19 protein-coding genes and 1 tRNA gene are annotated in these 21,789 nt (G+C 66.8%); 15 read left to right on the top strand and 5 right to left on the bottom strand.

All coding sequences use genetic code 11. The features are described 5' to 3' along the window. Both V6D00_04010 and V6D00_04005 read left to right on the top strand, forming a co-directional pair. Positions 1–1,111: lysine 5,6-aminomutase subunit alpha (locus V6D00_04010; protein HEY9898324.1), on the top strand; the 1,111-nt coding region annotated here is incomplete at its 5' end. Positions 1,112–1,123: 12 nt separating this feature from the next. Continuing rightward, entirely contained in the window at positions 1,124–1,903 is a 780-nt protein-coding gene (locus tag V6D00_04005; protein ID HEY9898323.1) for an OAM dimerization domain-containing protein, read from the top strand. 77 nt (positions 1,904–1,980) lie between these two features. On the opposite strand, the gene V6D00_04000 is transcribed toward V6D00_04005, so the two are convergent. Beyond that, positions 1,981–3,246 carry an adenylate/guanylate cyclase domain-containing protein gene (locus V6D00_04000; GenBank protein HEY9898322.1) on the bottom strand — a complete coding sequence of 422 codons (1,266 nt, stop codon included), beginning with the start codon at positions 3,244–3,246 and terminating at the stop codon, positions 1,981–1,983. A 129-nt stretch (positions 3,247–3,375) separates the two neighbouring features. Beyond that, a complete protein-coding gene (locus tag V6D00_03995) occupies positions 3,376–4,011 on the bottom strand; it encodes a tyrosine-protein phosphatase (protein HEY9898321.1) in 636 nt (211 codons plus the stop codon). A gap of 221 nt (positions 4,012–4,232) precedes the next feature. Between V6D00_03995 and V6D00_03990 the strand changes: the two genes are divergently transcribed. The 4 genes from V6D00_03990 (at position 4,233) to ade (ending at position 8,119) form a co-directional block, all read left to right on the top strand. Continuing rightward, positions 4,233–5,042 carry a hypothetical protein gene (locus tag V6D00_03990; protein ID HEY9898320.1) on the top strand — a complete coding sequence of 270 codons (810 nt, stop codon included), beginning with the start codon at positions 4,233–4,235 and terminating at the stop codon, positions 5,040–5,042. Between the two features lie 15 nt (positions 5,043–5,057). After that, on the top strand, positions 5,058–5,813 hold the full coding sequence (locus V6D00_03985) for a class I SAM-dependent methyltransferase (protein HEY9898319.1): 756 nt from the start codon (positions 5,058–5,060) through the stop codon (positions 5,811–5,813). Positions 5,814–5,892: 79 nt separating this feature from the next. Continuing rightward, positions 5,893–6,204, top strand: a complete 312-nt coding sequence (locus V6D00_03980) for a hypothetical protein (GenBank protein ID HEY9898318.1) — start codon at positions 5,893–5,895, stop codon at positions 6,202–6,204. Positions 6,205–6,397: 193 nt separating this feature from the next. Beyond that, entirely contained in the window at positions 6,398–8,119 is a 1,722-nt protein-coding gene (gene ade / locus V6D00_03975) for an adenine deaminase (protein HEY9898317.1), read from the top strand. 87 nt (positions 8,120–8,206) lie between these two features. Here ade and V6D00_03970 read toward each other — a convergent pair whose 3' ends face one another. Together V6D00_03970 and V6D00_03965 are read right to left on the bottom strand one after the other, a co-directional pair. After that, the gene (locus V6D00_03970; GenBank protein ID HEY9898316.1) at positions 8,207–9,913 is read right to left on the bottom strand and encodes an amidase; all 1,707 of its coding nucleotides are present in this window, start codon (positions 9,911–9,913) and stop codon (positions 8,207–8,209) included. Positions 9,914–10,147: 234 nt separating this feature from the next. Next, positions 10,148–10,220, bottom strand: a tRNA-Phe gene (locus tag V6D00_03965). A gap of 150 nt (positions 10,221–10,370) precedes the next feature. Between V6D00_03965 and metG the strand changes: the two genes are divergently transcribed. The 9 genes from metG (at position 10,371) to V6D00_03920 (ending at position 20,381) form a co-directional block, all read left to right on the top strand. Further along, complete coding sequence (gene metG / locus V6D00_03960; GenBank protein HEY9898315.1) at positions 10,371–11,921, top strand: methionine--tRNA ligase; 1,551 nt, start codon at positions 10,371–10,373, stop codon at positions 11,919–11,921. A 3-nt stretch (positions 11,922–11,924) separates the two neighbouring features. Further along, positions 11,925–12,728 (top strand): TatD family hydrolase, encoded by an 804-nt coding sequence (locus V6D00_03955; GenBank protein ID HEY9898314.1) that lies wholly within the window; start codon positions 11,925–11,927, stop codon positions 12,726–12,728. Positions 12,729–12,784: 56 nt separating this feature from the next. Next, positions 12,785–14,524, top strand: a complete 1,740-nt coding sequence (gene polX, locus V6D00_03950) for a DNA polymerase/3'-5' exonuclease PolX (protein HEY9898313.1) — start codon at positions 12,785–12,787, stop codon at positions 14,522–14,524. Positions 14,525–14,563: 39 nt separating this feature from the next. After that, positions 14,564–15,286, top strand: a complete 723-nt coding sequence (nth, locus tag V6D00_03945) for an endonuclease III (GenBank protein ID HEY9898312.1) — start codon at positions 14,564–14,566, stop codon at positions 15,284–15,286. A gap of 120 nt (positions 15,287–15,406) precedes the next feature. Further along, the gene (locus V6D00_03940; GenBank protein ID HEY9898311.1) at positions 15,407–16,561 is read left to right on the top strand and encodes a YncE family protein; all 1,155 of its coding nucleotides are present in this window, start codon (positions 15,407–15,409) and stop codon (positions 16,559–16,561) included. 12 nt (positions 16,562–16,573) lie between these two features. Further along, entirely contained in the window at positions 16,574–17,908 is a 1,335-nt protein-coding gene (gene rimO, locus V6D00_03935; GenBank protein HEY9898310.1) for a 30S ribosomal protein S12 methylthiotransferase RimO, read from the top strand. A 3-nt stretch (positions 17,909–17,911) separates the two neighbouring features. After that, entirely contained in the window at positions 17,912–18,418 is a 507-nt protein-coding gene (gene pgsA, locus V6D00_03930) for a CDP-diacylglycerol--glycerol-3-phosphate 3-phosphatidyltransferase (GenBank protein HEY9898309.1), read from the top strand. 55 nt (positions 18,419–18,473) lie between these two features. Further along, positions 18,474–19,133, top strand: a complete 660-nt coding sequence (gene upp, locus V6D00_03925; protein HEY9898308.1) for a uracil phosphoribosyltransferase — start codon at positions 18,474–18,476, stop codon at positions 19,131–19,133. Next, complete coding sequence (locus V6D00_03920) at positions 19,134–20,381, top strand: competence/damage-inducible protein A (protein HEY9898307.1); 1,248 nt, start codon at positions 19,134–19,136, stop codon at positions 20,379–20,381. 51 nt (positions 20,382–20,432) lie between these two features. Here the strand turns inward: V6D00_03920 and V6D00_03915 are convergent, their stop codons facing one another. After that, positions 20,433–21,701 (bottom strand): S-layer homology domain-containing protein, encoded by a 1,269-nt coding sequence (locus tag V6D00_03915; protein HEY9898306.1) that lies wholly within the window; start codon positions 21,699–21,701, stop codon positions 20,433–20,435. Positions 21,702–21,789: the final 88 nt, after the last annotated feature.

The raw sequence follows: 21,789 nt of genomic DNA, 5'->3' as shown, positions 1-21,789 counted from the left end.
CATCGTCGCGACCGGCAACATCCACGACGACGTCGAGCAGGCCCGCGCCGCGGCGCAGGCCGGCGCGGACGTCATCGCCGTGATCCGCTCGACCGCGCAGTCGCTCCTCGACTACGTGCCGCACGGCGCGACGACCGAGGGCTACGGCGGGACCTACGCGACCCAGGAGAACTTCCGGATCATGCGGGAGGCGCTCGACGACGAGTCGCGCCGGCTCAACCGCTACGTCCACCTCACCAACTACTCCTCCGGCCTGTGCATGCCGGAGATCGCGTTCGCGGCGGCCTGGGAGCGGCTGGACATGCTCCTCAACGACGCCATGTACGGCATCCTCTTCCGCGACATCAACATCTTCCGCACCCTCTGCGACCAGTACTTCTCGCGCCTCATCAACGCCGCGAGCGGCATCATCATCAACACCGGCGAGGACAACTACCTGACCACGGCGGACGCGTTCGAGCAGGGCCACACGGTGCTCGCCAGCCAGTTCATCAACGAGCGCTTCGCGCTCGCCGCCGGCATGACCCCCGACCTGATGGGCCTGGGCCACGCCTTCGAGATGAACCCCAAGACCCCCGACGGCCTCAGCTACGAGATCGCCATGGCCCAGCTGGTGCGCCAGGTCTTCCCCGAGGCGCCCCTCAAGTACATGCCCCCCACCAAGCACATCACGGGCGACATCTTCCAGGCCTACGCCCACAACGCCCTCTTCAACCTGGTCTCGGTGCTGACCAATCAAGAGATTCACCTCTTGGGCATCATGACCGAGGCGATCCACACCCCCTTCGCCTCGGACCGCCACCTGGCGCTCCAGAACGCGGACTACGTCTTCAACTACGCCCGCAACATGGGCGCGGACCTGGACTGGAAGCCCGACGGCATGGTCGCGACCCGCGCACGGCTGGTGCTGGAACAGGCGGTGGAGCTGCTGGAGAAGGTCGAGAGCGCCGGCCTGGTCGAGGCCATCGGCAAGGGCGAGTTTGCCGACGTCAAGCGCGCCCCCGACGGCGGCAAGGGCCTCTCGGGCGTGTTCGAGCGCGCCAAGGACTACTTCAACCCCTTCATGACCCGACTCGAGGCCATCAACGGCGTCGCCCGGGCGACGGTCTAGGAGAAGCCGGATATGACGACCAACACCTATCCCAAGGAAGCCAACCTCAAGAACCTCAAGCCCTACGGCGACACCATGGACGACGGCAAGGTGCAGCTCAGCTTCACCCTGCCCGTGCCCGCCGGTCCCGAGGCCTACGAGGCCGCCAAGCGCCTGGTGCTCCAGATGGGCATGCAGGACCCCGCGGTGGTCTCGATGCAGGCCGTGGGCCCGACCATGAGCCTCTTCATCATGTACGCCGCGTGCGTCCAGGGGGTGGACTACACCACCATCCACGTGCCCCGCTCGGAGTACGAGGCCATGGACATGGGGGCGATCGACGCCTTGATCGAGCAGGAGTTCGGCCGCAAGATCACCATCATCGGCGCCTGCACCGGCACCGACGCGCACACGGTCGGCATCGACGCGATCATGAACATGAAGGGCTACAACGGTCACTACGGCCTGGAGCGCTACAAGATGGTCAACGCCATCAACATGGGCGCCCAGGTTCCGAACGAGGTGCTGGTGGCCAAGGCGCTCGAGCTCGACGCCGACGCCATCCTCGTCTCGCAGGTCGTCACCCAGAAGAACCTTCACATCATGACGCTCACTAACCTGGTCGAGGTGCTGGAGGCCGAAGGGGTGCGCAACCGCTTCGTGGTGGCCGTGGGCGGCCCCCGCATCACCCACGACCTGGCCACCGAGCTCGGCTTCGACGCGGGCTTCGGCGTGGGTAACTACGCCGAGGACGTGGCGGCCTTCGTCGTCCAGGAGATGATGCGCCGGCGCGACGCCTCAGCCATCGCTTAGCGCGCTACGCCTCGAAGGCCCCTGTGACCAAGTGGTCGCAGGGGCCTTCGTCTTGCTTGATGGTCCTTCGGACCGGCTCAGGCCAGAGAGGGCGCTTCGCTCGCGGTGAAGGAGCGCATCCCTTGCAGCAGGTAGACCGGCATCTCCCCTTTGCCCTTGACCGCCACGCTCCCGCGTCCTTCGAGCTCGAAGGCCACCGACAGTCGCCCGTAGGTGTCCTCCGAGACCTGGATCTCGCCCGGGAGCCCGTGGGACTCCATGCGGCTCGCGGTGTTGACCGTGTCGCCCCACATGTCGTAGCTGAACTTGGTGTCGCCGATGATGCCGGCGACGACCGGGCCGGTGTGGATGCCGATGCGCATCGCGAGATCGTGCCGCTGCGCGAGCGGTGAGCGGGTGATGGCGTCGCGCATGTCCAGAGCGAGCCGCGCGATCGCCTCGGCGTGATCGGGGCGCGGCTGCGGCAGGCCGCCGGCCACCATGTAGGCGTCGCCGATGGTCTTGATCTTCTCGAGACCGTGACGCTCGGTCAGGTGGTCGAAGGAGGTGAAGATTGAATCGAGCAGGTGGACCAGCTCCTGGGCGCTCAGCTCCTCCGAGAGCTTGGTGAACCCCACCAGGTCGGCGAAGAGGACCGTGACCTCGGGGAAGCCGTCCGCGATGATGCCGGGCTGCTGCTTGAGGCGGCCGGCGATCTCCTCGGGCAGGATGTTGAGCAGCAGGCGCTCGGACTTATCCTGCTCGACCCGCAGGGCCTCGAGGATCTCCTCGCGCTGGATGAGGAAGTAGCGAAAGAAGCCGAAGAGCATGACGGTGAAGCTCGCGATCGCCGCGGCGGTGGTCCAGCTCAACACGACCTGGGAGTCGATGTGGCCGAGAGGAGCGAAGCGCTTGTCCGTCAGCGCCGCCAGGACCAGCACCCCCAGAAAGGCGACGAACCACGGCCAGGCATCCTTTGCCCGATAGGTGATGAGCGCGCTGGCGGGAGTGAGGAAGGCGAACAAAATGGAGCTGCCCGAGCCGGCGAAGCCGCCGAGGATCATGTGGTGGGCGAGACTGGCCACCAGGAGCATGCCGAGCGCCAGGCTACGGAAAGGCTCGATGCGCTTGAAGCGGTGAATGCCCGCGAGCAGGATCGCATATAGCAGGGCCATGCCCAGATCGACGCATGCCAGCCACCAGGCGCCGAGACCGGCGAAGGCGATCGCCCAGATCGCGGCGCAGGCGGCCCCCAGGACGAGGGTGGCATTGACGCTCACCTTGCGAAGGCGCCGGGATTGACCGTCCGATGACGTGACGTTGACGTTTAGCAGGGCATGGACGAGGCGGCTCAGCGATGACATGCGGCCTTTCGGGGTATTGCTTGCGCAAGAGCGAGTAGCCACGCCATCCTAGCATCTCGAACAGGCGATGGAAAGGAAGCCCGGTCAGCTCCTTACGAGGGGTTCGGCCGGTCCGAGATCGTGGAAGGGCTAGTTGGCGAGTGCCACCCGGCCGCTCGAGGGGGTGGGCTTGAAGTTCAGCACGAACTTGGCGAAGGTGGGATAGCGCTCGGGCTTGAAGCCGAAGGTCTTCATCTCGTCGAGCGCCTGCTCTCCGGAATAGCCGTCGTTGGCGATGCGGTAGGCGCCGACCATCATGCCGGTGCGATCGCGCCCGTGCCGGCAATGGATGTAGACGGGCTGCGCGTCCGAAGCCTGAGCCAGCTGGAGCCACTGCTTCACCATGGTTTCCGGCACGTCCACGTTGAACGGGATGGCGAGGTTGACGAACGTGAGCCCGAGCTTGGCGGCGACTTCCTTCTCGTGCGCCACCATGGCGCGCTCCTGGGCGTCGCCCGCGCCACCCATCAGGTTGACGACTGTCTTGATGCCCAGTGCCTTGAGGCCCTTCATGTCCTCGTCGGTCGGGATGCCGCCGCGGTACAGGCCCGCGTTGACGCGGGTGAAGTTCTCCATGGGCAGCTGCGCGGCCTTGCTCGCGCTGAGGGCGGCAACGCCGGCGCTGTCGCTTCGCTGCGGCAGCAGACCGGCCTGGGTACCGCAGCCCGTCAGGACGAGCGCGAGCAAGAGCAGGGAGCGATTGAGGGTGGCGCGCATGCGGATCATCGAGAAACCTCCAAGCGGGTGCACTTGGTTCATCGCGTACGCGGGCGGAATGTTTCTTAAGTTCGATTTAAGCTTGAGGAGAAGTTGTATTGCATCATCTTTTTTGTTCGAAATCGGCGGGATCCGCCGGATAGAACTGGCTTTCAATTGTGTATAATATTATCATAGTAATGTTAGTTCCTTGCTCGGTCCGTGTCCCGCAATAGCAGGAGGCATCCTCGATGCGTTTCAAGCCTTTCCACGCCCTACTGCCGCTCCTCGCCCTCTCGCTGGCGGGGTGCTTCGGGCCCTCGCCTTCGCCGGGGATGATAGCGGCGCCGGGGCCCTACGACATGGGGATGTCCATCGCGGCCCCCGACATGGCGAGCGGCCCGAGCCTCTACGACGCGTATCACCAGGTCCAGCGCTACGTTTCCCTGCACTACGGGGAAGCGCGCATGGTCAAGTCCTGGGCCGATCAGGTCGGGTCTTCCGGGCGGATCGCGAAGGACGGAACCTGGTACTTCACGTACGCCGTGAGCTACAAGGTCGCTCCTGCAGCCTCGGCGAGCCCCGAGGTCGTGCCAGCCGATCAGTCGAGCGCCTCCTACGCAGCCCAGGGCGTCGAGGTGCCGTCGCGCTTCGAGACGCAGTACCTGACGTTGGCCCTGACCGGCACAAATCAGCTTCTCGCACCCGAAACCCTCAAGGCGACGGCCATCGAAACCTTCGACTTCGGACGTGCGCTCTCGCTCTCGAAGGTCCTGGACATCTGCGCCCAGAATGGACTCAACATGGGGCCCTTCGGCGTGAAGGTCGCGCTGCGCGCCGGAGATGACGGCGGCGCCGTCTACGAGATCGACAACACCCTCTCTTTTCAAAGCCCGCAGGGAAGCCCGCAGCCGGTTTACCGTGGTAAGATGCCGTATCCGTCGCCCACTTCTGCGCCCTATCCCTACGATCAGCCCTATTACGGCGGGGGATACGCTCAGAGCCGGCTCGGCACGTTCGTCGTGGATGCCTACACCGGGGAGCTTCTCGCTCGCCCATAACCCGCAAGGTAGGTCGTGAGCTTCAAGGATCATTTTTCCGGTATTGCGGCCGCCTACGCGACCTACCGCCCGCGCTATCCCGAGCGATTGTTCGACTGGCTCTCCGAGGTGGCGCCCGCCCACGCCCTGGCTTGGGATTGCGCCACCGGCAGTGGTCAGGCTGCTGTAAGCCTGGCCTCGCGATTCGCGCGTGTCCATGCCACCGACGCCAGCGCCGACCAGATCTCGCACGCCGAAGCGCGCCCCAACATCACCTATGCATGCGAGCCCGCCGAGGCCTGTAGCCTGCCGGATGCGAGCGTCGATCTGCTGACCGTGGCCCAGGCCCTTCACTGGTTCGACGCGGAGCGCTTCTTCCAGGAGGCCGAGCGCGTGCTGAAGCCTGGCGGCGTGATCGCGGCCTGGTGCTACGGCCAGTTCGAGATGGCCGAGGGGCTCAACGAAATCCTTGAGCGGTTCTATCATCAAACGGTGGGCCCTTACTGGCCTCCCGAGCGACAGGTGCTAGAAGCCGGCTACCGTACCTTGCCTTGGCCTTTCGAGGAGCTGGAGCCGCCTGCCCTGAAGCTGGAGGTCGACTGGACCTTTGCGAGCCTGATGGGCTATCTCCGCAGCTGGTCGGCGACGCAACGCTTCCAGGAACTCGAAGGAGTCGATCCGGTGAGTCTGATCGAGGCAGAGCTTGCGGCGAAGTGGGGCGAACCGGATCGCGTGAGGCGGGTCAGCTGGCCAATCGCCATGCGAGTTGGGCGCAAGGCCGTTTCGCGCTAGAAGTTCCAGGATGACGTGACTGCGGAATTGCGGTGATTCAGATGTTCACCCCTCTGACCAGACGACTTGAGGTAGCCCTGTGGATCCGATCGACCAACAAGAACTTTCCGCCCGCTTGCAGCACTTGCAGGCCGAGTTCGAGCGCCAACTCTTGGACGTGCAGGCTCGGATGATGGCGGCCGTCGGTACGCTGCAAGAGTCCCTGCTGACAATGGCGGGCGAGCTCGATAAGGCGACCACCACCATCTCCCGTCAGCGGTTCTTGCTCCTGGATGTCATCGAGAACTGCGCCGAGTGCAAGCCTCGGGGCAATGCCCATGCCGAAGGCCTGAGCGCCAGGTGTGTGCGATGTGAGCGGATCGCCAAGCATCTCGAAGGCGGAGAACAGTAAATCTCATCGCAGTTGTAACGCTTAGGCACCTCGCGCTCGCGAAGCTCGTTTCCCAACCGAAGGGGCTGCATCCAAGCAAGGGCAGCCCCTTCGCCAAGAGGACGCTAGGGAGGTCAGCCAGGGGAGCGAAATCTCGCTCGATGGGGGCACAATGTAAGGAGCCGATCCCCTGCGCTCACCGAAGGAGAACATGATGGAGTTGACCACGCTCATCGCCGCCGCACGCGGCAACCACCCCGCAGACCTTGTGATCAGGGGCGGCCGCGTGGTCAATGTCCTGACCGGCGAGGTGTACGCCGCGGATGTCGCCATCATCGGCGATCGCATCGCAGGAGTGGGCTCGGGGTACGAGGGCCGTGAAGTCATCGATGCCGCCGGGGCCCTGGTCATGCCTGGTTTCCTGGACGGTCACGTGCACATCGAGTCGAGCATGTGCTCGCCTGGCCAGTTCGCCCAGGCGGTGGTGCCGCACGGCACCACCTGCGTCATCATCGATGCCCATGAGATCGCGAACGTCTGCGGCTTGCCCGGCCTCGCCTTCATGCTCGACGACGCGGCGCGCCTTCCCCTCGACGTGTACATGATGCTTCCGTCGTGCGTACCGGCTTCCCCCTTCGAGTCGGCGAAGACCGTCCTCAAGAGCACGGACCTGGGGCCCCTCCTGGCCAAGCCCCAGGTGCTCGGCATGGGTGAGATGATGAACTTCCCGGGGGTGCTCCACCAGGACCCCGAGGTGATGGCGAAGCTCGGTTTCACCAACCTGCTGGTCGATGGCCATGCGCCGGATCTGACCGGGAAGGACCTCTGCGCCTACGTGGCCGCCGGTATTTCGAGCGACCACGAGTGCCGAACCGTCGAGGAAGCCATGGAAAAGCTGCGCCTGGGCGTGCACGTCATGATCCGGGAGGGGTCCATCGCGCGGAACCTGGTGGACCTGCTGGGAGCCGTCACGCCCACCAGCCAGGAGCGCTGCATGTTCGTCACCGACGATCGGCACGCGGACGACTTGCTGCACCACGGCCACATCGATAACGCCGTGCGCAAGGCGATCGCCCACGGCATGGACCCGGTGCTCGCGGTCAAGCTCGCGACGATCAACTGCGCGCGCTACTTCCAGCTCGATCGCGTGGGCGCCATCGCGCCGGGTTGGCAGGCCGATATCGTCCTCGCCGACGGCTTCGAGAACCTCCGGATCGATACGGTCATCAAGAGTGGCCGGGTCGTGGCCCGACAGGGCCGGCCTCTCTTCTGCTCGGAAGGCGTTGCGCCGGCCGAGGTGACCGACACGATGCGCGTGGCTCAACTGGATGCCTGCTCGTTCCGCGTTCCGGCGCCCATCGAAGCGGATTCGGTGCGCGCCCGGGTGATCGGCGTCGTGCCGGGGCAGTGCTGGTCGCATGCCCTCGAGCGGGACTTGCCGGCGCGCCACGGCGAGGTTTTACCGGATCCTAGCCAGGACATCGCCAAGATCGCAGTGGTCGAGCGTCACCACGCCACCGGCAACATCGGGGTGGGCTTCGTGGAGGGCTTCGGGATCCGCGGGGGGGCGATCGCAAGCACCGTCGCCCACGACGCGCACAACCTGGTGGTGATGGGCACCAACGATGCCGACATGCGCGCGGCGGTCGAGGCACTGGTTCAAAGCCAGGGCGGCCTCTGCGCAGTAAAGGATGGCCAGGTCGTCGAGCTGCTTCCCCTGCCCATTGCCGGCATCATGTCGGATCAGCCAATGCCCTGGGTGGCCGATCGCATCGAGGTGCTCCAGGCAAAGACCCGCGAGGCGCTCGGAATCACGGTCGATCATCCCTACATGACTCTTGCCTTCCTGGCGCTATCGGTCATTCCAGAGCTCAAGCTCACGGATCGGGGCTACATCGACGTTCATCGCTTCGAGGTCGTGTCTGTCCTGGCCTGAAATTCGTCTCAATCGGGGCACAAGGGGGGACGCACCGTGCGGTGCGTCCCCCTTTCCTGTTTGGCTACCTCACTCCCGACCCTATCCTCAGCGGTAGATCGGCCTGAGGGAAGGCTGAGCATTCAGGAGGCGGTGATGGATCCGGGGGGCATGGCGCTCGACATGCCGCTCGGCCACATGGGCCACGCGCAAGAGGAAGGCTTCCTCCCATGCTCGGCCGATCACCTGAAGCCCGATCGGCAAGCCATCTGGATCGTAGCCCGCTGGGAAGACGATCGCCGGCAGTCCCGTCAGGTTCGCGAGCGGCATGTAGCGCATCAGCTCGCTCATCAGCGGCAGGTTGGACTCCCCGTAGCGCAGGGCACCTGCGGCGATGGGGCGGGCGGTACAGGCTGTCGCGGGAGTCACCAGGCCGTCGATCGTTCCCATGACGGCCATCACTTGCCGATGCAGCCGCGCCCGGTGGCGCTGAACCAGGAGGTAGTCGTCCGAGCGCACTTGGCGCAACAGTGCGAAGTTCACCCGGACCTCGTGCCCGAATGCCTCCGGATGCCGCTCGTAGTAGCCCTGATGGGCCGCCAGCATCTCGGCGACGGTGGTGATGCTGTGGACCAGTCGCAAGAGCCCGAGCTCCGGGATCTCCACCTCGACGATCTCCGCTCCGGCATCCCGCAGGATCTCCAGCATTTGGCGGCATGCCTCGACCACCGGGGCCTGGGCGTCCTCGAACCAGTCCCGGTAGAATCCGAGCCGGATGCCCCGGAGATCGCGGGTCTCGAAGCCCCGGAGGTGGGGCGAGGGCTGAAAGTGGGTGTTGGGGTCCTTCACGTCAGGCCCCGCCATGACAAGATAGCCCAGCGCCGCGTCGCGGGCAGTCGCACCGAAAGGACCCAGGTGGGCGACGCTCCAGCAGATGGGGGCGGCTCCATCCTCGCTGACGCGGCCGAAGGTCGGTTTGAGGCCGACGACACCGCAGAGGCCCGCAGGAATCCGGATCGATCCTCCGGCATCGGCGCCGAGGGCAAGGGGACTGAGCCCCGCGGCCACCGCCGCTGCCGAGCCCCCCGAGGACCCTCCGGGAATCCGCATCGGATCGTAGGGGTTGCGGGGAGTGCCGTGGTGGGGATTGATGCCGCTCACGCCCAGACCGATCTCATGCATGTTGGCCTTCCCGATGAGGAGGGCTCCAGCCGCCCGGAAGCGGGCGACGGTTTCTGCGTCCCGGACTGCGGGCTCCTTGCCGAGGAAGCGGGTTCCCGCCGTGGTGGGATAAGGGACCTGGTCGACCTCGTCCTTGATGGCCACGGGCACACCGTCCAGGGCGCCGAGCGGCGATCCGATCCGGTAACGCTCCGTCGACGCGCGGGCCTGGGAGAGCAGGTCGTCGGCGTCCTGGGCGATGAGGAGACGCATGGGAGGATCGAGCCGATCGAGCTCCCGGGACTGGTTCAAGAGGCGCTCCGCCACCTCGAGGGGAGTAGTGGCCCCGGAGCGGTAGGCCTCCGCGAAGTCCGCCGCGGTCTCGAAGCGAAAGCCCAGACCCTCGAAGGGGGAGTCGGGTACGGTGAACGGGGCGGGCTCGGCAAGGGTCGGAGGAAGGCTCTCAAAGAGGGGGTGAACGGCAGGGATCGGCTCGGCGATGGGCATTTCCCGGAGCCGAGAGAGGCCCATGCCGTCCAGCTGAGGTCTGGCGAGGAGGGGGCCGGTGAGGGGATTTTCGAGGAGACGAGCCATGAGGTCGAGGAGGGCGCCGGTCGCCCGTGGGGCGTTCATGGGCGTGAGATCGTAGGCCATGGGTCCTCCCGGTTCCGCAAGCGAGGCATCCAAACGCAGGGTGAAGCGGCCCAACGCCTGCCAAGGTGCAAGCGAGCCGACGTGTCGGCAGTATACCAAGTTTGGATCAGGGAAGGGGAACGAGAAGGCGGCCATGCGCAACACGCTGGTTGAGTCGGCGATAGGAAAGAAGCAGGAATGGAGAAAGAAGCGGGCTTCGGCCAAATCGCCGAAACCCGCTTCTTTGTTATTTAGTGGCCAGGGGCAGAATCGAACTGCCGACACCGGGATTTTCAGTCTCGTGCTCTACCAACTGAGCTACCTGGCCGCGTCGCGGCGCGAACCGCTGACTTTTTCAGTATAGCAAGCTTTAAATCCGTGTCAAGCACAGGGTAAGGTCGGTTGCTGAATCTCCGCCGATCTGCTAACCTGAAACGTCCGTTTCACGCGGCTTGAGCGCCAGTAGGAGATTTTTGGAATGACCTCGAAGAAGTACTACATCACCACGGCGATCGACTACGGCAACGCGCCCCCCCATATCGGGCACGCCTACGAGAAGATCGCCGCCGATGCCCTCGCGCGCTACCGCCGGCTGCGCGGCGAGGAGGTCTTCTTCCTGACCGGGCTCGACGAGCACGGCAACAAGATCGAGAAGGCCGCGGATGCCGCCGGCGTCTCGCCCCAGGCCTTCGTGGACGACATCGCGGCCAAGGCCAAGGAGGTCTGGGCGGCCCTCAATGTCAGCTACGACGGCTTCATCCGCACCAGCGATCCCGCGCACCGCGCAGCGGTCCAGCGCATCTTCAAGCGCCTGGTGGACAAGGGCGACATCTTCAAGGCCAAGTACGAGGGCTGGTACTGCAAGGGCTGCGAGGAGTTCAAGAACGAGCGCGACCTGCCCGAGGACAAGATCTGCCCTCAGCACCAGCAGCCGGTCGAGTGGTCCAGCGAGGAGAACTACGTCTTCAAGCTCTCGAACTACCGTGACCGGATCCGGACCCACATCGAGCAGAACGCCGGGTTCCTGCAGCCCGAGGCGCGCCGCAACGAGCTGTTAAACCTGCTCGAGACCTTCCCCGACATCTCGGTCTCGCGCCAGAACGTGCGCTGGGGGATCCCGGTGCCCGGCGACGAGTCGCAGGTCATCTACGTCTGGATCGACGCCCTGTCCAACTACCTGACGGGGATCGGCTACGACACCGACATGGCGCGCTTCAACCAGTGGTGGCCCGCCGAGCTCCACCTGGTCGGCAAGGACATCACCAAGTTCCACGCCATCATCTGGCCCGCGCTCCTGATGGCGCTCGACCTGCCCCTGCCCCGCCAGATCTTCGGGCACGGCTTTGTCAACATGGCCGGCCTCAAGATGTCCAAGACCATCGGCAACGTCGTCGAGCCCAAGGCCTTCGCCGAAGAGTACGGCGCCGACGCCATCCGCTACTACCTGCTGCGCGAGGTCTCGTTCGGCCGCGACGGCGACTTCACCTACGAAGCCTTCGAGGCCCGCGTCAACGCGGATCTCGCCAACAACCTGGGCAACGCCCTCAACCGCACCCTGACCATCCTCGAGAAGAACTTCGAGGGCAAGGTCAGCCCGCGCTTCCCCGAGATCGAGGGCGATCTGCCCGGCCGCGTCGAGGAGACGCTCGCGACCGTCGTCGCCCGGATGGACGAGATGGCCATCGAAGAGGCGATCGCCTCGGTCTGGGGCCTGCTGGATGCGGTGAACAAGTACATCGACTCGACCGCGCCCTGGGCCCTGGCCAAGAACGGCGAGACCGAGAAGCTCGGCGGCGTCCTGTACGCGGTGCTCGAGGCCCTGCGTATCGCGGCCACCCTCGCCTCCCCTTACATCCCGACGCTGGCTGCCAAGATCTGGGAGCAGCTCGGCATCGAGGCGCCTCTCTCGGCCCAGCGCTGGTCGGATCTCGCCTGGGGGGGGCTCGCCGAGGGGACGGTCACCAACAAGCTCGGCCCCATCTACCCCCGCATCGGCGCGGAGCTCGCCGGCGCGAAGAAGAAGGGCTAGGCCGTGCGCTTCATCGACTCGCACTGCCACCTGGACATGCTGCCCGGGTGGGTCGAGGGCGAGCTGTCGCTCGAGGACTCCTGGCTCGAGATCGAGCGGGCCGTCCAGCGGGCGCAAGACGCCGGGGTGGAGTGGATGCTGAACCCGGGATCCACCTGGGCGGAGATGCCCGCCGTGCTGGCCGTGGCCGAGCGCTACGCTCACGTGTTCGCCGCGGTGGGCATCCACCCGCACGAGGCGGACAGCTGGGACGATGCGTCGTACGAGCGCCTCAAGGCCCTCGCGGCGCACCCAAAGGTGCTCGCCATCGGCGAGATCGGGCTCGATTACTACTACGACCACGGCAGCCGCGAGGCGCAGCACCGCGCCTTTCGCGAGCAGCTGCGCCTGGCCAAGGAGCTTGGGCTGCCCGTCATCGTCCACACCCGGGACGCCGAGGAGGACACCGTCGCCATCCTGAAGGAAGAGGGGGCGACTCACGGGGTCATCCATTGCTTCACCGGCTCCACCGCGCTCGCGCAGGCGACGCTCGAGATGGGCTTCCACATCTCGTTCAGCGGGGTGGTGACCTTCAAGAAGAGCGAGGAGCTGCGCGCGACCGCGAAGGTGGTGCCGCTGGATCGGACGCTCATCGAGACGGATGCGCCCTACCTGGCGCCACCGCCTCACCGGGGCAAGCGTAACGAGCCTGCCTTCGTCGTGAAGATCGCCGAGGCGCTCGCCGAGGTGCACGGGGTGGGACTCGTGGACATCGCGGAGCGTTCGACCGAGAACGCCTTGAGGCTCTTCAGGTTTCCCACCACCTAGACACTGGTTGCAACGACCCTCCCGTGCCCCCAAAATGGGCGTGGGAGGGTCTTGTCATGCGCAACGCCGAAGTGGCTGCCCTGCTCTCGCGGATCGCCGTCCTGCTCGAGTTGCAGGGGGCCGATCGCTTCAGGGTCGGAGCGTACCAGACCGCCGCGCGCACCATCGGGGCCATGGGCGAGGACGTCGCCGACCTCTGGCGCGAGGGGCGCCTCGAGGAGATCCACGGGGTCGGGGAGTCCATCGCAGCCAAGATCGCGGACTTCCTCCAGCACGGCAAGAGCGCGTACCTGAGCGAGCTCGAGCAGGCGGTTCCGGCGGGCGCGATCGCCCTCACCCAGGTGCCGGGGCTGGGGCCCAAGCGCTCGAAGCTGATCGCGGAGCGGCTCAAGATCAAGAGCGTCACGGAGCTCATCCACGCGGCGGAAGTCCACCAGCTCCAGGAGCTGCCGGGCATGGGCGCTCGCTCCGAGGAGCAGGTCCTCAAGGAGGCCCGTCGCGTCACTCAGCGCACGCAGCGCCTGCCCCTCTTCGTCGCCTGGCCCCTGGCGGACGCCATGGCCGAGATGCTGCGGGCGCACCCCGCCGTGGAAGCGGTGGAGCCCGCCGGCAGCATCCGCCGCCGCAAGGAGACCATCGGCGACATCGACCTGCTGGTCGCGTCGCGCGATCCGGAGGACGTCTTCGATCACCTCTCGACCTTGCCTCCGGTCCAGGAGGTCCTGCTCAGAGGCCCGACCAAGTCCACCGTCCTGACCCACGCTCAGCTCCAGGTCGACGTCCGGGTGGTTCCCCCCGAGACCTGGGGAGCGGCGCTCCAGTACTTCACCGGCTCCAAGCAGCACAACATCCACCTTCGGACCATCGCGATCGCGAAGGGCTACAAGGTCAACGAGTACGGCATCTTCCGCCTCGACACCGGCGCGCGCGTCGGCGGCGCGACCGAGCCGGAGATCTACGAGGCGCTGGGCCTCGAATGGATGCCCCCCGAAATCCGGGAGGACACCGGCGAGATCGAGGCCGCCGCCGAGGGGCGCCTGCCCGACCTGATTTCGATCGAGGACGTCCGGGGCGACTGCCACACGCACACGCGCTACTCGGACGGGCGCGACACCCTCGAGGCCATGGCACGCGCCGCCATGGCCATGGGGTACGGCTGGATCGTCGTCGCCGACCACTCTTACGGCTTGCCGGTCACGACCGGACTCACCGAGCAGAAGGCCCTTGCGCAGCGCAGCGAGATCGCGCGTCTGAACCGGGAGCTTGCGCCCTTTCGCATCCTCCAGGGGGTGGAGGTCGAGATCCGGCCGGACGGAACCCTCGACTTCGAGGATGCCTTCTTGCGGGGCTTCGACTGGGTGGGCGCCTCGCTGCACGTGGGCACGCGCGGCAAGGGTGAGGCGCAGAACACCGCGCGCCTCCTGAGCGCCCTGAGGGACCGCGAGGTGGATGGCCTCAATCACCCCACCGGGCGCGTCGTCGGTTCTCGCGAAGCCTACGAGGCGGACTTCGCCGCCGTCCTGCGGGCGGCCGAGCGGTACGGCAAGGCCCTCGAGATCAACGGCTCCGAGCGCCTGGATCTTCCCGTGGACCTGGCGCGCGCGGCGCGCGACGCGGGGCTTTCGTTCACCCTCTCGACCGACGCCCACTCGAGCGAGCAGCTGCGCCTGATGCGGTACGCGGTCGCGATCGCCCGGCGCGCCTGGGTCGAGAAGCGCCAGGTCCTAAACGCCCTGGAGGCCGATGCCCTGTGCCGGCGCCTCCACTGCAGGGTCCGCAGCCGGGGCAAGGCCTGAGGCTCGCGCTATAATGCTCCCTTGAAAAAGGAGCCTGCAATGAAACGCCTCAGCGCCAAGGAAAAAGCCCGGATCAAACGCTTGCTCGACACCCTGAAAGCCGCCTATCCCGAGGCCGTCACCGAGCTGCGCTACGGCAACGACTTCGAGTTGCTCGTGGCGGTCATGCTCTCGGCCCAGACCACCGACAAGCGGGTCAACACGGTCACCCCGGGCCTCTTCGCGCGCTATCCGACCCCCGAGGCCATGGCCGCGGCGAGCGGTGAAGACGTCCTCCCCCTCATCGCGAGCGTGAACTTCGCGCCGACCAAGGCGCTGAACGTCGTGGCGACCGCGAGGCTCCTGGTCGAGCGGCACGCAGGCAAGGTGCCCGGCACGATGGAGGAGCTGGTGGCCCTGCCCGGGGTGGGGCGCAAGACGGCGAACGTCGTGCTGAGCATCGTCTTCGACGTGCCGGCCATCGCCGTCGATACCCACGTCTTTCGCGTCTCGCACCGCCTCGGCTTCTCGAAGGGCCTGACCCCCGAGGCCGTGGAGGCCGACCTGATGCGCCTGATTCCCCGCCACGACTGGGCCAAGGCCCACCACTGGCTCATCCTGCACGGGCGCTACACCTGCGTGGCGCGCAAACCCAAGTGCGAGCGCTGCGCGCTGACGGCGGACTGTCCGGCCTTCCAGACCGGTCGCTTCGACACCCCGAGCGCCGCGGGCAAGCCCACGCGTCCGCGTCCGAGGCCTGCGGCGAAGCCGATCCTGCCCTGAGGTCAGGTGCCTGGATCACCGCCCCTGGCGCTAATTTTCCCTACCTTGGGGTATGGGAGTCTGGTATCATGGTTGCCCGGCGCAGGGCGACGCATGCGCTCTATGGAGGAAGCCCCGAGGATGCAGCACCATCGAAACGTCTGGCTCGGCTTAGCGCTGTCACTGGGGCTTTCCGGTTGCTCGCTGTTCAGCTCGCCCGTGTCGCCCAACGACCGGCCCAGCCTGCTCGCCTACGCCAGCATGCCGGCCGACAACGCGGTGGCGGTCGTGAGCGTCAGCGACAAGCGTCCCGTGGGCGTCATCGAGGTGGGCCAGGCCCCCGTGAGCCTCGCCATCAACCCGCGCCCCGACCTCGAGTACCTCTACACCGCCAACGAGAACGACGGCACCGTCTCGTTCGTCGACCTGCGCAGCCGCAAGCAGGTCCAGGCCATCCAGGCCGGCTCGCGCCCCTCGGGGGTGGCCGTCACCCCGCCCGAGAAGAACCCCTCCACCACCGCGCGCGACCAGAACAAGCAGTACGTCTACGTCACCAGCTACGGCGATCGCACCGTCACGCGCATCAACGCCCAGACCAACGCGATCAACAAGACCTTCACCCCCTTCAGCGCCACCTTCAAGCCGCGCGGGGTGGTCACCTACCCGATGACCAAGGACTTCGCCGCCGCCAACCTCGCCGCCTACGTCTTCTCGGACACACCGGCGACCGGCTCGACCGACTGCGAGATCATCAAGATCAACAACGACGGCAGCCTGGGCTCGGTGTTGACCATCCCGGGATCGGTCAACCTCTGGCGGGGCGCCATCTCCCCCGACGGCAAGCGCATGTACCTCGCCGATCGCGGGGCGAGCCAGCTCTGGAAGGTCAACCTCGAGAACTTCACGTTCGACAGCTCCATCCCGCTGAACGACAAGGGCTACGACGTCGCCATCACCGACGACGGCAAGATGGCCTACGTCACCCTGCCCCAAGCGGCCGCTGCGGCGGGCCGGCCCAGCGGCCTGGTCCAGGTCATCAACCTCGAGACCAACGCCAAGTCGACGGTCCCTGTCAACGATCGGGTGACAGACGCCACCCAGCCCCAGTCGATCGCGGTCAACGCCGCGGGCACCGAGCTGTGGGTCTCCCTTCAGAACCGGCTCGGCTACTTCGGCATGGTCGGTGGCCAGCTCAATCAGCAGGGATCCGACCGCCTGAGCGCCGTGTCCTACACCTCTACCCCCGGTCAGGCGCCCCCCATCAGCGACATCGTCCTCGGCGCCGGCATCCAATAGGAGAAACATCCCGTGGCCTCCAAGGTCGGAATCGTCAGCCTCGGCTGCTCAAAGAACACGGTCGACACCGAAAACATGCTGGGCCTGCTCGCGCAGGACGGCTACGAGGTCGTCTCGGAAGAGACCGAGGCCGACATCCTGCTGCTCAACACGTGCTCGTTCATCGAGGCGTCTCAGCGGGAGTCGATCCAGACCATCATGGAGCTCGGCACCCTCAACAAGAAGCTGATCGTCACGGGCTGCCTCGCGCAGCGCGCCCAGGGCGAGCTGGCGGAGCTCATGGAGGAGATGCCCGAGATCAGCGCGGCCATCGGCACCTCCGAGTTCCACCAGATCGTGGACGTGGTCAAGCGGGTCGAGGCCGGCGAGCGCTTCACCGAGGTGCAGCCCAAGGCCAAGGCCCCCGTCCAGACCCTGTTGCCCCGCCTCTTGACCTCGATCGGCCCCTCGGCCTACCTCAAGGTCTCCGAGGGCTGCGACCACGCCTGCAGCTTCTGCATCATCCCGAGCCTGCGCGGCCGCTACGCCTCGCGCCCCATGGAGAACATCCTCGACGAGGCCCGCATGCTGGTCGAGGGCGGCGTGCGAGAGCTGGTGCTCATCGCCGAGGACACGACCCGCTACGGCCACGAGCACAGCCGCCAGTACCTCCTGCCGCGCCTGCTCGAGGCGCTGAACGAGATCGAGGACCTGACCTGGGTGCGCGTGCTCTACGCCTACCCCAACTACATGTCCGACGAGCTGCTCGAGACCATGGCGCGCCTGCCCAAGGTCGTGCCCTACCTCGACATGCCCCTCCAGCACTCCCACCCGGACATGCTTCGCGCCATGCGCCGGCCCCGCCACGAGCCGGTGGAGACCCTCATCAACCGCATGCGCGAGAAGCTGCCGGGTCTGGTCATCCGCACCACCTTCATCACGGGCTTCCCCGGCGAGACCGAGGAGCACTTCCAGCACATGCTGGACTTCATCCGCACCTTCAAGCTGGACCGGGTCGGCGCCTTCGCCTACTCGCCCCAGATCGGCACCGCCGGCCACGAGATGCCCGACCAGGTGCCCGACGCCATCAAGGAGGCGCGCCGCGACGCGGTGATGGAGGCCCAGCAGGCCGTCACCCTTGAAATCCACGAGGGCCTGGTCGGCAAGGTCATCCCCATGCTGGTCGAGGGCATCGAGGTCGAGACCGGGCGCCTGGTGGGCCGTACCCACCGCGACGCCCCCGAGATCGACGGCACGACCTACGCGACGACCACCTTCCCCGCCTTCCCCGGCGACCTGGTCAACGTCCGCATCACCAAGGCCGAGCCCTACGACCTCCACGGCGAAGTCGTCTGGGACGACCACTAGCCCATGACCGTCGCGAACCTCATCACGCTCTTGAGGCTGGGCCTGGTGCCCTTCTTCGTCTACTTCCTCGAGGTTTCGCCCACCCACCGGGTCGCGCTCGCGCTGTTCATCGTCGCGTCGTTGACCGACTGGGTGGACGGCTACGTCGCCCGCCGCTTCAACCAGAGGACCAACCTGGGCGCCCTTTTGGACCCCCTGGTGGACAAGGTCCTCGTGACCGCTGCCATCGTGGGGCTCGCCCGCCACGGGGTCGTCTCGGCCTGGGCGGTGACGCTGGTTTTGACCCGCGAGTTCCTCATCACCGGCCTGCGCACGGCGGCCATCAACGCGGGCGTGGTCCTCGCGGCGAGCTGGACGGGCAAGGTCAAGACCACCCTCCAGATGGTCGCGATCGCCCTCTTGATCGCGGGCGTCCAGCCCTGGGGCGACTGGCTCTGGTGGGCGGCCATCGTGATGACCGCCTACTCGGGACTGGAATACATCTGGCAGACGCGCCGCATCTGGGTGTAGGATTGAATCCGACGCCTGGCGCAAGCGACGTCCAGGCTCCGCGTCGGAGGAATCCATGGTCCATCTCGCGATCGAAGCCAACACCAACCTCGTCATCCTCGATCACCCCCTCGTCCACCACGCCCTGGCCGACCTGCGGCACAGGGACACGCCGGTCGTCCGCTTTCGCCAGCGCGCGCGCGAGCTGGCCAAGTTCCTGGTGCTCGAGGCCACCCGCGACCTCGTGACCGACCCCATCCAGGTCCCCACCCCGCTGGGCGTCAACGCCCCCGGTCGCACCCTGGGCGATCGCCCGGTCGTGATCGCGCCGATCCTGCGCGCGGGCCTCGCGATGGTGGAGCCCGCCATGGAGCTCTTGCCCGAGGCCGAGGTCCGCCACATCGGTCTCTACCGCAACGAGAAGACCCTCCAGCCGGTCGAGTACTACGTCAAGCTCCCCGAGTCCTACCCCGCCGAGACCACCGTCCTCATCATCGACCCCATGCTCGCCACGGGCGGGTCGGCCGTCTCGACCATCGAGCTGTTCAAGAAGCGCGGGGTCCAGCGCATCAAGTTCCTGTGCCTCATCGCGAGCCCCGAGGGCGTGCAGAACGTCCATGCGAAGCATCCCGACGTCCCCATCCTGACGGTCTCGGTGGACGAGAAGCTCAACGAGAAGGGCTACATCGTGCCCGGCCTGGGGGACGCGGGCGATCGGACCTTCGGGACCTACTAGATGAAGGCGGAGATCCTCAACATCGGGACCGAGCTGCTCATCGGCCAGGTCGTCAACACCAACGCGACCTACCTGGCCCAGGAGCTCGCCGGGCTCGGCGTCGACCTGTACTACGTCACCTCGGTGGGCGACAACCCGGGGCGCATCCAGGCCGCGCTCGAGCTCGCATGGAGCCGGGCGGACCTCGTGATCTGCACGGGGGGCCTCGGCCCCACCGCGGACGATCTGACCCACGAGGTGATCGCCGCGTTCGTGGGCGATCGCATGGAGCTCAGGCCCGACATCCTCTCGCGCATCGAGAAGGCCTTCGCCGAGAAGGGGCGCAAGCTGCTGCCCAGTGAGCACAAGCTCGCCGTGTTCCCCTCGACCGCGGCCCTCATCCGCAACCCCGCGGGCACCGCCGCGGGCGTCTACCTCGTGCGCGGCGACAAGCGCCTGATGACCTTTCCCGGGGTCCCGCACGAGCTGAGCCAGATGTGGGAGACCTGGGCCCGCCCCGAGCTCGAGAAGCTCGTGCACGGCAGCATCCGCTCGCGGCTCATGAAGTTCGTGGGGATCGACGAGGCCGATGCGGCCAACCGTGTCGGCGACCTCATCGGGGGCCAGAACCCGACGGTGGCTCCCTACGCCGGCAATGGCGAGGTCCACTTGCGGGTGACCGCCAAGGCCGACACCGCAACCGAGGCTGACGCGCTGCTCGAGCCGGTGGTGGCCGAGATCCGGCGCAGGCTCGAGGAGTGGTACTTCGGCTCGGACGATGAGACCCTGCCTGGCGTGGTGGGCAAGATGCTCAGGGAGCGCGGGGCGACCCTCGCGGTGGCCGAATCGTGCACCGGCGGCCTGCTCGCGAGCCGCGTGACGGACGTGGGGGGATCCTCGGACTACTTCCTCGGCGGCGTGATCAGCTACGCCGTCAGCGAGAAGGTTCGCTTCCTCGGCATCGATCCCGCTTTCATCGAGACCCACACCCACGTCAGCGCCGAGGTCACGACCGCCATGGCCGAGGGAATCCACCGGATCACCGGTGCCACCTACGGGGTGGGCGTCACCGGCTACGCCGGGCCGAGCGCCAACACCCCCGAAGAGGAGGTCGGGCACGTCTTCGTGGCCCTGAGCGGGCCCCAAGGCACCGAGGTGCGGTCCTTCCACTTCGGGCGCCATCCGCGCGAGAAGGTGAAGTGGTTCGCGAGCCAGCGCGCGCTCGCGATGCTGTTCCAGAGCCTCAAGTCGGCCGTCGCCGCCGGGTAAAAGAGAGGGGGCGCTTCCGTCGGAAGCGCCCCCTCTCTTTTACCGCTGGTCCTACAGCTTGAACAGCAGGCCGCCGGTGATGCCGACGTTGCTCGTCTTGCCGGCGGTGGCCGGCGAGTCGGCCATGCTAAGGCCGACGGTGAGGGCCAGGTTCTTGTTGAAGTGGAACTCGGGGCCGAGTTCCATGTTCGTGAGCATGCCGCTGTTGTTGTTCAGGGCCCAGTTCGCGCCGCCCTTCAGGTAGACCCCGATGGGAGCGGCGGAGGTGCGCCAGTAGGCCGCCATGCCGGCGCCGAGCCCCACGGTGGTGGGGGCGGTGCCCAGGGCGTAGAGGTGAGGCCCGACGTAGGGCTGGAGGTGGAAGGGGCCCACCATGGGCATCCGCCAGAAGGCGCCGAGCTCGGCGTCCAGGTTGAGGCCGGGGCTGAAGCGCAGCTTGGGGTCGAGCATCACGAACAAGCCGCTCGGATAGGCCACGTACCGCCCGCTCACGCCGGCCAGGCTGCCCGTCGTGGCGCCGGTGGTGATGCCGCCGTCGAGCGAGAGGCGGATGGGCTGCGTTTCCTGGAAGCGCCAGGGGCCTTCGGCGGCGCGCCTCTCCTCTTCCTTGACGCCGACCGTTTCCTTGATCAGCTCGCGGATGAGGGGCACCGTCTGGGAGATGGCCTGGGCGTACTGGTAGCGCGTCAGCTCTTCGCTGCCGCGGAAGGTGCCGTCGGGGAAGCCGACCATCACGCCGTAGCGGTTGGCCACTTCCAGGACGTCGTTGTAGGCCCAGGCCCGCTCGTCCAGGTCCTTGAAGGTGAACTTGTTGCCCGCGCGCGGCCGGACGACGTCCTTGGCCTCGGCGAGGCGCATGAGGTTGTCGATGATCTTGGCCATCTCGTAGCGGGTGACGGTGCGCTCCATGCCGAACGAGTCGGGGGTGATCCCCGGGACGCCCTCGAAAAGGCCGTAGTCGTTGGCAAGCGACAGCACCTTCTCGCGCTCGCCGCCGGGGGGCACGTCGGCGTAGACGTTGATCGAGGTGGTCTTGGGGCGCCACGACGTCTTCGAGAGGGTCTCGAACTCCTTGAGGAGGTTGGCGAGGCTGTCGGCGAACTGGGCGCGGGTGAAGGGCTTGTCGCCGCGGAAGGTGCCGTCGGCGTATCCGCGCATCAGGTCGCGCTTGACGGCAACGTCGGCCACGCCCTGCTCGGCCCAGTGGCCGTCGGGGACGTCCTTGAAGGTGTCGGAGGCGAGGCTGGCGAAGGCCGGAGCACACAGGGCGACGGACAACGCGAACGCGGCGGCGAAACTCACGGGACGCAGATGGTTCATGTTTTACTCCAAGGTGGGGTAGACGAATAGTCAATCGTAGCTTGAGAACGCCAGGGCGGCAAGCGGCGAAAGGCGCTAGATTCCCGCT

This window comes from Pantanalinema sp. (genome assembly GCA_036704125.1).
Taxonomy (GTDB): Bacteria; Cyanobacteriota; Sericytochromatia; order S15B-MN24; family UBA4093; genus JAGIBK01.
The sequence above is the reverse complement of the archived record's forward strand: the minus strand, read 5'-3'. Positions and strand labels throughout refer to the sequence as shown.

Coding starts and splice junctions, on each gene's coding strand:
- metG (HEY9898315.1), top strand. CDS start 10,371: ATGACCTCGAAGAAGTACTACATCACCACGGCGATCGACTACGGCAAC.
- V6D00_03940 (HEY9898311.1), top strand. CDS start 15,407: ATGCAGCACCATCGAAACGTCTGGCTCGGCTTAGCGCTGTCACTGGGG.
- nth (HEY9898312.1), top strand. CDS start 14,564: ATGAAACGCCTCAGCGCCAAGGAAAAAGCCCGGATCAAACGCTTGCTC.
- polX (HEY9898313.1), top strand. CDS start 12,785: ATGCGCAACGCCGAAGTGGCTGCCCTGCTCTCGCGGATCGCCGTCCTG.
- V6D00_03995 (HEY9898321.1), bottom strand. CDS start 4,011: ATGATCCGCATGCGCGCCACCCTCAATCGCTCCCTGCTCTTGCTCGCG.
- V6D00_03970 (HEY9898316.1), bottom strand. CDS start 9,913: ATGGCCTACGATCTCACGCCCATGAACGCCCCACGGGCGACCGGCGCC.
- V6D00_03920 (HEY9898307.1), top strand. CDS start 19,134: ATGAAGGCGGAGATCCTCAACATCGGGACCGAGCTGCTCATCGGCCAG.
- V6D00_03915 (HEY9898306.1), bottom strand. CDS start 21,701: ATGAACCATCTGCGTCCCGTGAGTTTCGCCGCCGCGTTCGCGTTGTCC.
- upp (HEY9898308.1), top strand. CDS start 18,474: ATGGTCCATCTCGCGATCGAAGCCAACACCAACCTCGTCATCCTCGAT.
- V6D00_04005 (HEY9898323.1), top strand. CDS start 1,124: ATGACGACCAACACCTATCCCAAGGAAGCCAACCTCAAGAACCTCAAG.
- ade (HEY9898317.1), top strand. CDS start 6,398: ATGGAGTTGACCACGCTCATCGCCGCCGCACGCGGCAACCACCCCGCA.
- pgsA (HEY9898309.1), top strand. CDS start 17,912: ATGACCGTCGCGAACCTCATCACGCTCTTGAGGCTGGGCCTGGTGCCC.
- V6D00_04000 (HEY9898322.1), bottom strand. CDS start 3,246: ATGTCATCGCTGAGCCGCCTCGTCCATGCCCTGCTAAACGTCAACGTC.
- V6D00_03990 (HEY9898320.1), top strand. CDS start 4,233: ATGCGTTTCAAGCCTTTCCACGCCCTACTGCCGCTCCTCGCCCTCTCG.